The sequence below is a fragment of the Pseudoalteromonas sp. 10-33 genome, from assembly GCF_001469195.1.
GTDB lineage: Bacteria > Pseudomonadota > Gammaproteobacteria > Enterobacterales > Alteromonadaceae > Pseudoalteromonas.
Genome location: NZ_LOFI01000004.1, coordinates 131,542 through 142,606 on the forward strand (window position 1 = coordinate 131,542; position 11,065 = coordinate 142,606).

The following is an 11,065-nucleotide window of genomic DNA, read 5'->3' on the forward strand; positions in this document are numbered from 1 at the left end:
TATATTTAAAGTCTATCGACTACTTAATTTTATCTCTTAAGTTAGAGTTTACAGTAACCAAGTTTTATAAAAAATTGGTTGCGGGAGCCGGATTTGAACCGACGACCTTCGGGTTATGAGCCCGACGAGCTACCAGGCTGCTCCATCCCGCGCCTGTAATTTCTTTAAAACATTTTCGTAATATTCACGAGCCTGCCTTGAAGAGAGCGCTACTATATAGGAATAAACTTATAATGCAAGACTTTAACTACTTAAAACCGTTCAAGTGAACAAAAAGCAATCAAAACCTATTCTATACTCGCTCGTTGGTGAGGAGTAATCATTTTTTGAAACTCCCAATCAGGATGGCCCATTACAATAAAATCTGGGTTTTCAGTGCTCTCGCGTTGGTTATACGTTAAAGGGTTAAACTCTGCATCGGTAATGCAACCGCCCGCTTCTTCTACAATAACTTGTGAAGCCCCTGTATCCCACTCACCCGTTGGGCCTATTCTTAAAAAGCAGTCCGCTTTACCTTCAGCAACAATACATGCTTTTAACGAGCACGAACCAACCGCAATGGTTGTAAATTGGCTATTTAAGTATTGGCTCACCGACTCAATTTTCTGACGGCGACTTACCGCTAGTGTTAAACTTTCAGGCGGAGCTACGTATATTTGTGTGTCGCTCTTTTCTTCACGCTTAAAAGCACCATTTTTAGCACTCGCAAAATACGTAATACCTTTTGACGGCCAATGAATAACACCCAGTACAGGGTGGTTATTTTCAATAAGCGCAATGTTTACCGCAAAATCACCACTTTCTAAAATAAACTCACCAGTGCCATCCATGGGGTCAAGTAACCAATAACGCTGCCAATCTTGCCTGTCGGCTAATGCAGGGATAGGCGTTTCTTCAGACATGATTGGAATATCAGGCGCAAGTGCCTTTAAGCCTGCAACAAGCACATCATTTGCAGCTAAATCGGCCTTAGTGACTGGTGTGTGGTCTGATTTTTCTTGTTGGCCAATATCATCTTTTTTGTATATAGCCATAATGGCATCGCCTGCACGTTCGGCTAATTCAATACAAGGTTCTAATAATTTATTCATCGGCAGCTCCAGATGCTAAGTACTTATCTAATAATAGCAAAGCGGCAACACTTCGTGCTTCGGTAAAATCATCTTGCTCTAATAATGACTGCCATTGCGTTAATGGCCACTTAACAACAACTAAAGGCTCAGGCTCGTCGCCTGGAAGTGTTTGCGGATATAATTGCTTAGCAAATAAAATATGCATGGTGGCATTAAAATAACTGGGTGCCATGGTCACTGTTTTTAATGGTTTAAAAAAGTCTGCGCCAAAACCTACTTCTTCTTTAAGTTCTCTATTAGCAGCTTGCTCTGGCGTTTCGCCTGGGTCAATAAGTCCTTTAGGAAAGCCTAGCTGGTAGTCATTGGTGCCCGCGCAATACTCACGCACTAGCAGCATTTCGTTATCGGCCGTTATTGGCACAATCATTACAGCGCCCCTGCCACCACCTCGAATACGTTCATACTGACGCTCTTCGTCATTCGAAAATTTAAGCTCTAAAGATTCCACAGTAAATAGGCGACTTTTAGCGACAACATTATTACTTAGGATTTGAGGAGGTGTTGGATGCTTTTTCTGTGTCATTGGCGTTAATTTGCTATCATGGCAGTTGTGCTTAATCATAAACTTTTCACAGGGAAAAGCCCATGCTAAATTGGTCAAAAATCGATACCGTTTTACTTGATATGGACGGAACACTTCTCGATTTACATTATGACAGCCATTTTTGGTTAACTGTTCTTCCACAACAACATGCCTTAGCCAAAAATATAAGCCTGAGCGAAGCAAAAGAAGATATTTTTAAACGCTATCAAGCTGTAAGTGGCCAAATTGAGTGGTATTGCTTAGATTATTGGGAAGATCAGCTTAAATTACCAATTATGGATTTAAAACGAGAAACACAGCACCTTATAAAAGTACGTGATGACGTTCCCTATTTTTTAACGGAGCTAAAAAAAGCAGGAAAAGAGCTTATATTACTTACCAACGCGCATCCTGAAAACGTCATGATGAAATTTGAACACACCGCAATCGATAATTATTTAGATGGTGTAGTGTCGACGCATGAATATGGCGTAAGTAAAGAGCAGCAAAGTTTATGGCACCAAGTACAAAATGATTTAGGATTTAACAAAACCCGTACTTTGTTTGTTGACGACAGCGTAGCTGTATTAAATGCCGCAAAAAAATACGGCATTGGACACTTACTTGCGGTTGCTAACCCAGATAGCCAGCAACCACACAACGAAATAGCCGATTACTTAAATGTAACCGACTATCGTACTATTATTTAGCTTTTTGGGTAACGTGCCTCAAGGCCTTGGTAAACTAACTTTGCAAAGTCTGCATGTTCGGTATCAAGGCTTTTAACCACTTCAACCAAGTGTTCGTTATCTTCTTGGCCGTTCCATACTTTAATGTAGCTACCATCTTTATAACCATGGTCTTGGCGGAAAAAATTTAAGGTGTTTTTACCGACGTAACCACGGTATAAATCGTCAATATCCATGCCCATTTGTGCCATACAACCGGCAAATGCTGCTGCATTAAACGCTTTATCTGCAACTGCTGATGCCGCAAGTATTTCTAACGTTTGTTTGAAGTCGTCCGCTTGCTGTACTTGGCTCAACTCACTTTCTAATTGCTTTGCTAAGTCTTGATAGCTTGTTTTACCGTCAATACGTAGCGACAAACCAAAGTGAAAAATATCAACTAATTCTAAAATAACTTGCTCGGTATCGGGTGTTTGTTTTTTCCACCACTTCCAGCCATGATGATCTAGCATTTCGGCACACTCAACCCAAATAGCGCGATACCATTCAAACCCTTGTGTAAACCATTGCTCATGCACTTTTGTATTCATGGCGTTTTGCATTTCTAGCATGACTACTAGCTTATTTAAATTGGCAGACATATCAATTCCTGTCGTTTTTAGTTGTTTAATAATACAGAGAAAGCGCTGTTTTTGCATTTGCTATGTCTGTTTTAATTATTTTATCGATTACTGGTAAACTCATACCACGACTCGATTAAATCAATAAAGTCTTCAAAACCACAACCACTGCTTAAGTCGTTTTCTTCAAGCATTAAATCGTCATCTTGATAGGCAATTAAGTCTTCGCTGTCTTGGTGCAGTGCATGCGCTTCAAATAAGGCTTCATCTTTAGATAAAATTAAATCTATTTCTTGGCCTTTTAGAGTCACAGGCTCAAAACTCGTTTTTACCGACGCAATAAGTGCTTGCACCATAGCCACTTTGTCTTTGCCAATTTCTTCGTTTAACCAACGGCCAATGATTGCATGCTCGCTGCTTATTTTAATGCGCAGCCCACTAATAGGGTCGCGAATAAATTGATATTCCATAGGGTTTGCCTGTAAATCTTTAATTGCGTAATTATATACGTAAACGCCCGCAAACCACAGGACATATAAAGCAAAATAGCGCCACACGGGCGCCATTTTATTCAGCTCTAAAGCCGTTAACTTCGCGATCTATAACGCGCTGCGTCAATAATTGACCATAAGTAAATAATAGGCACTAATACAAAACCAACGAGTACATATATAAGTGCGTAACTTATGACAATAGCTAGCGCAAAAAATATAGCAGCTAAAATACGCCCTTGTACTAATTGCCCTAAACCAGGAAAAAATATATTACACAACGCAGCAATTACATTACCGCCAGACCCTTGATCAGCCATACTCACCTCTGTAGTTAATTAATTTTAAATTTTAGTTATTTACTTACTATCACACTTTATGCCAATTTATTAAAGCTTAAAAATCAGTTAGTTAAATTACGACTCTCTAATTGCTTTGGTATTTTTTACTAAATATAGGTCAATTTGATTATTTTTATTATTGATTTTAGTCACTTATCGATACTAAAACTAACCAGCTGATTGGTTTTAGAGGTTATTTTTAGAATAGCTGTTCATAAAAACAGTATTTTATTTAGCCTAACAAAAACACCTGTTATACTGCCCTCAATATTGATTAAAAAGGCGTAACGATGGACGTTTCTGAATTACTCGATGGCTTAAATGACAAACAACGCGATGCCGTTGCAGCCCCATTACAAAACATGTTGGTATTGGCGGGTGCTGGGTCTGGTAAAACACGAGTGTTAGTTCATCGTATTGCGTGGCTTATGCAGGTTGAACAAGCCTCTGCTTATAGTATTTTTGCGGTAACCTTTACCAATAAAGCGGCTAAAGAAATGCGCTCTCGAGTAGAAGAAACCTTAAAAGCACCGGTCGGTGGCATGTGGATTGGTACTTTCCATGGTTTATCACATCGAATTTTACGCGCTCATCACCGTGAAGCTAACTTACCAGAAGCCTTTCAAATTTTAGACTCTGACGATCAGCTAAGAATGATTAAGCGCTTATTAAAATCAATGAATATTGATGATAAAAAATGGCCAGCTAAACAATTTGGCTGGTACATAAGCGCTAAAAAAGACGAAGCCCTTCGCCCTAAAGATATTCAAGCCTACGATATAAACGAGCAAATGATGCTGCGTGTATATGCCGCGTATCAAGAAGCGTGTGACCGCGCTGGTTTAGTCGATTTTGCTGAAATACTGCTACGTAGCTATGAGGTGCTTAAAAATAACCCTACACTACTTCGTCACTACCAACAGCGCTTTGCGCACATGCTGGTGGACGAGTTCCAAGATACCAATACCATTCAGTACGCATGGTTAAAGCTGCTCGCAGGCGATACCCAAAGTATTATGATTGTGGGCGATGACGACCAAAGTATTTATGGTTGGCGCGGCGCTAAAATAGAAAATATAAAACGTTTTTTAACTGACTTTGACGCCGAAACTATTCGCCTTGAACAAAATTACCGCTCAACTGCAACTATTCTTAAAGCATCTAATGCGCTTATAAAAAATAACTCAGAGCGCATGGGTAAAAGCTTATGGACCGATGGCAACGAGGGCGAGCCTATATCAATTTACGCCGCCTTTAACGAGCTAGATGAAGCCCGCTTTGTAAGCAGTAAATTACGTAGCTGGTTAAATGCCGGTAACGCGTTACAAGACGCCGCCATTTTATACCGTAGTAATGCGCAATCTCGTGTACTTGAAGAAGCCATGCTACAAGAAGGTTTAAAATACCGTATTTACGGTGGTATGCGATTCTTCGAGCGTCAAGAAATTAAAGATGCGCTATCGTACTTACGTTTAGTCGGTAATCGCCAAGACGACGCCGCATTTGAACGAGTAATTAATACCCCTGCACGTGGTATTGGCGACAAAACATTAAGTCATATACGCGACTGCGCCCGTGCTGAGTCACTTCCGTTATGGTACGCAGCGAAAGCTATTGTTGAACAACAGCACTTATCGGGCAGAGCAGCCGGCGCTGTTAGCAAATTTGTTGAGCTGGTTGAGCACATTGAAGACAAAATTAGCGACCTTACATTACAAGAGCAAGCTAAGTATGCAATTCAAACGTCTGGCCTTATGGCTATGTATCAGGCAGAAAAGGGCGAAAAAGGTCGTGCTCGTGTAGAAAACTTAGAAGAGCTTATAAGCGCGTGCGATCAGTACGAACTCCCTGAAGAAGAAGAGTTTAGCTCACCACTACAAGGCTTTTTAGCCTATACCTCGCTTGAATCTGGCGAAGGTCAAGCTGATGAGCACGAAGATGCCGTGCAAATGATGACTCTGCATTCAGCTAAGGGCCTAGAATTCCCGCTTGTATTTATGGTGGGCGTGGAAGAAGGTATGTTTCCATCGCAGCAAAGTAATGAAGAGTCTGGCCGATTAGAAGAAGAACGTCGCCTATGTTACGTAGGTATGACTCGCGCTATGGATAAATTATACATTAGCCACGCCGAAAGCCGCCGCCTATACGGACAAGAGAAATACCATAGTCCTTCACGTTTTTTACGCGAAATTCCTGAAGACTGCGTTGAAGAAATAAGGATTAAAACGCAAGTGTCGCGCCCGCCGGCAGCAGGACGCTTTAGTGCATCAGTAAGCCATGCCGCCTTTGAAGACAGCGGCTTTAATTTAGGTCAACGTGTACTGCATGCTAAGTTTGGTATTGGCACGGTTCTTAACTATGAAGGCAGCGGCGCACAATCGCGCGTACAGGTAAACTTTGATGACTTAGGTAGCAAATGGTTGGTAACGGCTTATGCACGATTACAAGCTGTATAAAGCTCACGTAAACACGTTAGAAAGAACACTGGTTGGCACTTATCATCGCCAACTTGTGCTCATTACTGGCAGTACCGCTTGGTGCTACAAGCTATTAGGTGAATTACTTCAAACTGAAAACACACTCGTCGTTTCTAAAAATACCACATTAAATAATGCGCAGTGGCCTAATCGTACCCATCAAATTTTAGGGCAAGAATATTCACACGCCGTTTACGATGGCTTTAGTGGCTTACACCCTGATATATTGGCTGCCATTGCAGGTACGGTAAAAGCTGGCGGTATTTTATATTTACTGCTACCAGAATTAAGCGAACTTTCAACTTGGCCAGATCCTGCGCTAAGCACAGTGCAGTCTCACGGGTATAAAGTAAGCCATAGCTTTTTTAATGAACGCATTGCCCGCGTTATACAATCGTTACCCGCTTTTCATTTTAGTGAATTACATGGCTGTACACGTAATATCACCAGCGAAAGCTCTACCAATAAAATAGATTTTGAACCGCAACAGCATTGTGTAGAAAATATAATTAAAGTGGCTCATGGTCGCGCTAATCGCCCTTTACTTATTAATGCCGATAGAGGCCGTGGTAAATCTGCAGCGCTTGGACTTGCTGCTGCAAAACTTATAGATAAAAAAATACTACTTTGCAGCACACAATTTAAAGCCACTCATAGTAGCTTTAAACATTTAAGCAATGAGTTAAACATCCCCTTCGAAAGTCAAAGTAAGCAGCTTGCCAATTTACAGTACATTGCTCCAGACTCATTATTAAGCTCGTTGCCAGAGTGTGATTTATTACTTGTTGACGAGGCAGCTGCAATACCTGTTCCTCTGTTGTTCAAAATGCTTAAGCATTATCCGCGTATTGTATTTGCAAGCACTTTAGTGGGCTATGAGGGCAATGGTAGAGGTTATACAATTAGGTTTAGTCAGTATGTTAAAGCAAAGTACAAAGCCGCTAATATTGTCACACTTGATGCACCGTTAAGGTTTGCAAAAGCCGATCCGCTAGAACGCCATATACGCACTTTGCTCGCACTCGAAGCACAGTACGAAGAAACTCAACGCAATGGCTTAAATAACCTAGTCCACAGTGAAATTACTCAACAACAACTCACAAAAAACGAGCCGTTACTTGAGCAGGTTATTGCATTACTTTCCTTAGCACATTATCAAAGTAGCGTTAATGATTTACGCCAGCTACTTGATGCGCCTGCGCAACGATTATTCATAACCCAGATAAATAACCAATTAGTGGGAGTGTGTTTAATCTCAATAGAGGGCGGTTTAACCACAGAGCTTACTGAGCAAGTACTAAAAGGTGAACGCCGCCCTCAAGGTCATTTAATGGCACAGACTCTCTCGCAGCTAAGCAATGATCCCCAGTGCCTTACTCAATTCTCTGCCCGCGTAGTAAGAATTGCTGTTGCTCCTAACCTTCACAGTCAAGGGCTAGGTAAAGCGCTACTGAGTTACTGCGAATCAAAAGTTAGTAATGAGTGTTATTGGTTTGGAGCTAGTTTTGGCGCCACCTATGAGCTATTAAAATTTTGGCAAAGCCAAGGATTTAGTACCATAAAACTTGGTTATCAAAAAGATAAAAGCACTGGCGAGCACTCAGCACTCGTTGTGAAGTATTTAAACAACAATACAAGTACGCTGAAACAATTAAAAGCTGATTTTCAAAACGATATATTTTATGCCTTACTCACACACTTTAAGCACCTTGACTGGCAGCTTGTAAGTGTACTTATTGCCCCGTTTACAAATAAGCCTATAAGTACAGATACGCAAAAACGTATAGTACGACAACTTAATAGTCATTTTTCTCGATTTAGTATTTCGCCCACTATTTGGCAAGTTATCACTGAGACGCCCTCAATCATTAATTACTTAACACAAAGCGATAAGCAATTATTAATTAGATTAATTTTGCAAAATGAAAGCGATAAAAATCTTATTGAGCAATTAAATATCCAAGGTAAAAAAGAGCTTGAAACACACTTTAAACAAGCAGTGTTAAAACTAACTAAAGCTATTAAATAATCAGCCTCCTTAATACAGTGATTAATTAGCATAGTTACTTAAGCTATTTGGTGGATTTGTTCTATTCTTAATACATTGATGGGTAAATTAAGATAAAGGCATGGAATTAATAAACTTTAAAGTGGGCTGCAAAACCATTTCACTAAAAATACTTGATATCTTATTAACCGAGCGCTTTGATAATAACCTCACAACACTACCAAACAACAACAAAAGCTTTATTGGTGTTAAAGATTATATGGATATCCCTACTCCAGTTTTCGATTTAGGAATTATTTTAAATAATATATCAACGGAGCAAAGCAACAAACATATTTTAAAACAGCTAAGATCATGGCAAGACAAACAAACTAGCTGGTTCAATACACTAGAAAGAAACCTCTTAACTCAATCAGAAACATTAACTATTAATGAAACTGAGCTTCAAGACTTTATTATTTTTTACCAAGAGTTCAATACCGACAACCCTGATTTAAAGCTTACTATGTCTCGCTTTAATGAACCTTTCGAATCATTACTCGTACAAGCTAAGCAAGCAGTCACTGCTCACAAGCAAGGTGAACATAAGCAGGTAAACAACTTACTCAGTAAAATAAAAAGTAGCAGTATTGCTCAGTTAGAGAGGCTGTTTGAATCTGCAAAAGAGCAAATTACTTTAGATTACAAACCAATAATTGTATTCACAACAAAAGACGGTATAAATCCTCATGTGGGGCTACTCGTCGATAAAGTGGAAGACAGCCTAGATTATAAAAAAGAAGACATCAAACCCTTAGATAAGCTAACTGATATAGGCTTTGATATAGACCCACAAACTAAAGGTATGATGCGAGGCCTAATAAAAATGGCCGAAAACCATAGTGTGCTTTTAGATCCTAGTGTCATATTTAAACCTGCTACGCTGCAAGAAGAAACCGAAAAAACGGAAGCATATGGCTTATTTTAAACACAAAAAAGCCGAGAGAGCCTCGGCTTTTAAATAAGGTTTACTATGCTAAACAGTTGTAATAATATCTTCTAACGCTAGACGCGCTTTTGGTAAACCATGGTTCCAGTCTTCATCGGTATTAGGGTAACCCATAGCTAGCGCAACTTCACAAATGTGTCCATCAAGCTCAGCGCTAAACTTTTCACCAATTAAGTCTGGGTCTACACCCTCCATAGGTGTAGAAGCTATGTTTAAACGCGCTAGAGTATGCATTATATTACCTAGTGCTAAATAAACTTGTGCTTTAGTCCAACTACCGTTGTAGCCATTTTCATCTGTGTTCATTTCAGCAAATGCATATGCACCCATAAAGTTATCACGCATATCTGCTGGTAGATGGCCTGAGCTTACCTCTACGTCAACACGCTTCGAAAACTTCTCTTTAGTGAACTCAGGGTCATAAGCAAGTAAAAGCGTGTGAGATGCCTCTTTAGCATGGTGTTGATTAAACTGGTGTTTGTTAGCGAATGTATCGTGTAAACGGTTCTTACCTTCTTCACTTTCTACTAGAACAAATTTCCAAGGTTGAGAATTGATTGAAGAAGCCGACAGACGAATAGCTTCTTTAATTACTTCCAGATCTTCTGTAGAAATACGTTTTGATGCATCATATTGCTTTGCAGTGTATCTATTGTGTAAGTCTTTAATGATTTGGTGAGACATGCTTTTCTCCGTCTTAATGTAAGTATGTAAATACAAGATGGAGTTAGTTTAATTGCTTAAAGAGCATTTGATAATTAGCAATAAAGTTAAAAGACTTTATAAAAAAAATTGATAATAGATAAACCATATCTCTCGACTAATTGATCTAACTTAAACAAATGTTACTTTATTAGCTGGCAAAAGTATTGAGTGATTTTAGTGTGATTAAACATGCTTTGCTCACAAAGAAGCACTTCGCTTAGGAGGCTCTACCCTTAGAGAAGGAAATACTTAATATTACTCTTCTATAGACGTAAAAAGTCCCGACTATTGCTAGTCGGACTTTCTTATATTTGAAGTCGGTTCGCTACGCAGTAGAATGTTGTGGAACCCACCGCGGTGAAGAGTAGCAGTGAAATGTTGCACTACCATCGCTCAATTCATTCGATAGCCAAAACACTGTTCACAAAGAGGCGCTTCGCTTAAGAGAAGAAAATGCTTAACTTTACTTTTCTATAGACGTAAAAAAGCCCGACTCTTTCGAATCGAGCTGTTTTGTTTGACTATTGAGTTCGACATGAGGTCTTGGCTATTTACTAAACCCCAGACAGCAAAAAACCCGTCACATTGCTGTAACGGGTTTCGCTTATTTGAAGCCTGGTAATGTCCTACTTTCACATAGCAAATGCTACACTATCATCGGCGCTGTTTCGTTTCACTACTGAGTTCGGCATGGAGTCAGGTGGGTCCAAAACGCTATTGTCACCAAGCAAATTTGGTTGTTAATACGTATTTCTGCGCATTAACTGAATTTGGAAAATATCTGATAATATTTTTTAAGTCTGTCAGTAATCTACTTTAGTCATTAACTTCTGTCTTAAACTATCACACAAAACGCGTTTGGCGTTGTATGGTTAAGCCTCACGGGTAATTAGTACAAGTTAGCTTAATGGCTCACACCACTTCCACATCTTGCCTATCAACGTTGTAGTCTTCAACGGCCCTTCAGAGACTTTAAAAGTCTAGTGAGAACTCATCTCGAGGCCTGCTTCGCGCTTAGATGCTTTCAGCGCTTATCAGTTCCGAACGTAGCTACCGGGCAATGCCATTGGCATGACAACCCGAACACCAG

General features: G+C 39.8%; 10 protein-coding genes, 1 tRNA gene and 2 rRNA genes. 4 read left to right on the forward strand and 9 right to left on the reverse strand.

Annotated elements, in window-relative coordinates; all coding sequences use genetic code 11:
• Positions 1-75: 75 nt before the first annotated feature.
• From ATS76_RS05325 to nudE, 3 genes are all read right to left on the reverse strand, one after another.
• Positions 76-152 (reverse strand) — tRNA-Met (locus tag ATS76_RS05325).
• 135 nt (positions 153-287) lie between these two features.
• The gene (gene cysQ / locus ATS76_RS05330) at positions 288-1,091 is read right to left on the reverse strand and encodes a 3'(2'),5'-bisphosphate nucleotidase CysQ (protein WP_058405903.1); all 804 of its coding nucleotides are present in this window, start codon (positions 1,089-1,091) and stop codon (positions 288-290) included.
• Positions 1,084-1,656, reverse strand: a complete 573-nt coding sequence (gene nudE, locus ATS76_RS05335; RefSeq protein WP_033035276.1) for an ADP compounds hydrolase NudE — start codon at positions 1,654-1,656, stop codon at positions 1,084-1,086. The genes cysQ and nudE overlap by 8 nt, the downstream gene beginning before the upstream one ends.
• 62 nt (positions 1,657-1,718) lie before the next feature.
• On the opposite strand from nudE, the gene yrfG reads away from it, so the two are divergent.
• Complete coding sequence (yrfG, locus tag ATS76_RS05340; RefSeq protein WP_058551339.1) at positions 1,719-2,366, forward strand: GMP/IMP nucleotidase; 648 nt, start codon at positions 1,719-1,721, stop codon at positions 2,364-2,366.
• On the opposite strand, the gene ATS76_RS05345 is transcribed toward yrfG, so the two are convergent.
• The 3 genes from ATS76_RS05345 to ATS76_RS05355 all read right to left on the reverse strand — a co-directional run bounded on the left by ATS76_RS05345 (position 2,363) and on the right by ATS76_RS05355 (position 3,776).
• Positions 2,363-2,986: a dUTP diphosphatase gene (locus tag ATS76_RS05345; protein WP_058551340.1), complete on the reverse strand. Its 624-nt coding sequence runs from the start codon at positions 2,984-2,986 to the stop codon at positions 2,363-2,365. The two genes, yrfG and ATS76_RS05345, sit on opposite strands and share 4 nt — an antisense overlap.
• Positions 2,987-3,066: 80 nt before the next feature.
• Complete coding sequence (locus tag ATS76_RS05350) at positions 3,067-3,435, reverse strand: YacL family protein (protein ID WP_058405901.1); 369 nt, start codon at positions 3,433-3,435, stop codon at positions 3,067-3,069.
• A 116-nt stretch (positions 3,436-3,551) separates the two neighbouring features.
• Entirely contained in the window at positions 3,552-3,776 is a 225-nt protein-coding gene (locus tag ATS76_RS05355) for a hypothetical protein (protein WP_006791382.1), read from the reverse strand.
• A 311-nt stretch (positions 3,777-4,087) separates the two neighbouring features.
• Here ATS76_RS05355 and uvrD point away from each other — a divergent pair, with 311 nt between their 5' ends.
• The 3 genes from uvrD (at position 4,088) to ATS76_RS05370 (ending at position 9,249) form a co-directional block, all read left to right on the forward strand.
• Positions 4,088-6,253 (forward strand): DNA helicase II, encoded by a 2,166-nt coding sequence (gene uvrD / locus ATS76_RS05360; RefSeq protein ID WP_058551341.1) that lies wholly within the window; start codon positions 4,088-4,090, stop codon positions 6,251-6,253.
• Entirely contained in the window at positions 6,231-8,303 is a 2,073-nt protein-coding gene (locus tag ATS76_RS05365) for a GNAT family N-acetyltransferase (protein WP_058551342.1), read from the forward strand. Before uvrD ends, ATS76_RS05365 begins: the two co-directional genes overlap by 23 nt.
• Positions 8,304-8,403: 100 nt before the next feature.
• Positions 8,404-9,249, forward strand: coding sequence for a hypothetical protein (locus ATS76_RS05370; protein ID WP_058551343.1), 846 nt, complete (start codon positions 8,404-8,406; stop codon positions 9,247-9,249).
• Between the two features lie 48 nt (positions 9,250-9,297).
• Here the strand turns inward: ATS76_RS05370 and ATS76_RS05375 are convergent, their stop codons facing one another.
• From ATS76_RS05375 to ATS76_RS05385, 3 genes are all read right to left on the reverse strand, one after another.
• Positions 9,298-9,954 (reverse strand): NAD(P)H-dependent oxidoreductase, encoded by a 657-nt coding sequence (locus ATS76_RS05375; RefSeq protein ID WP_058551344.1) that lies wholly within the window; start codon positions 9,952-9,954, stop codon positions 9,298-9,300.
• 634 nt (positions 9,955-10,588) lie between these two features.
• Positions 10,589-10,703: ribosomal RNA gene (gene rrf / locus ATS76_RS05380) — 5S ribosomal RNA — on the reverse strand.
• A gap of 140 nt (positions 10,704-10,843) precedes the next feature.
• Positions 10,844-11,065 (reverse strand): 23S ribosomal RNA (locus ATS76_RS05385); the annotation flags it as partial.

Coding starts and splice junctions, on each gene's coding strand:
- ATS76_RS05370 (WP_058551343.1), top strand. CDS start 8,404: ATGGAATTAATAAACTTTAAAGTGGGCTGCAAAACCATTTCACTAAAA.
- yrfG (WP_058551339.1), top strand. CDS start 1,719: ATGCTAAATTGGTCAAAAATCGATACCGTTTTACTTGATATGGACGGA.
- ATS76_RS05355 (WP_006791382.1), bottom strand. CDS start 3,776: ATGGCTGATCAAGGGTCTGGCGGTAATGTAATTGCTGCGTTGTGTAAT.
- nudE (WP_033035276.1), bottom strand. CDS start 1,656: ATGACACAGAAAAAGCATCCAACACCTCCTCAAATCCTAAGTAATAAT.
- cysQ (WP_058405903.1), bottom strand. CDS start 1,091: ATGAATAAATTATTAGAACCTTGTATTGAATTAGCCGAACGTGCAGGC.
- ATS76_RS05375 (WP_058551344.1), bottom strand. CDS start 9,954: ATGTCTCACCAAATCATTAAAGACTTACACAATAGATACACTGCAAAG.
- ATS76_RS05350 (WP_058405901.1), bottom strand. CDS start 3,435: ATGGAATATCAATTTATTCGCGACCCTATTAGTGGGCTGCGCATTAAA.
- ATS76_RS05345 (WP_058551340.1), bottom strand. CDS start 2,986: ATGTCTGCCAATTTAAATAAGCTAGTAGTCATGCTAGAAATGCAAAAC.
- ATS76_RS05365 (WP_058551342.1), top strand. CDS start 6,231: ATGCACGATTACAAGCTGTATAAAGCTCACGTAAACACGTTAGAAAGA.
- uvrD (WP_058551341.1), top strand. CDS start 4,088: ATGGACGTTTCTGAATTACTCGATGGCTTAAATGACAAACAACGCGAT.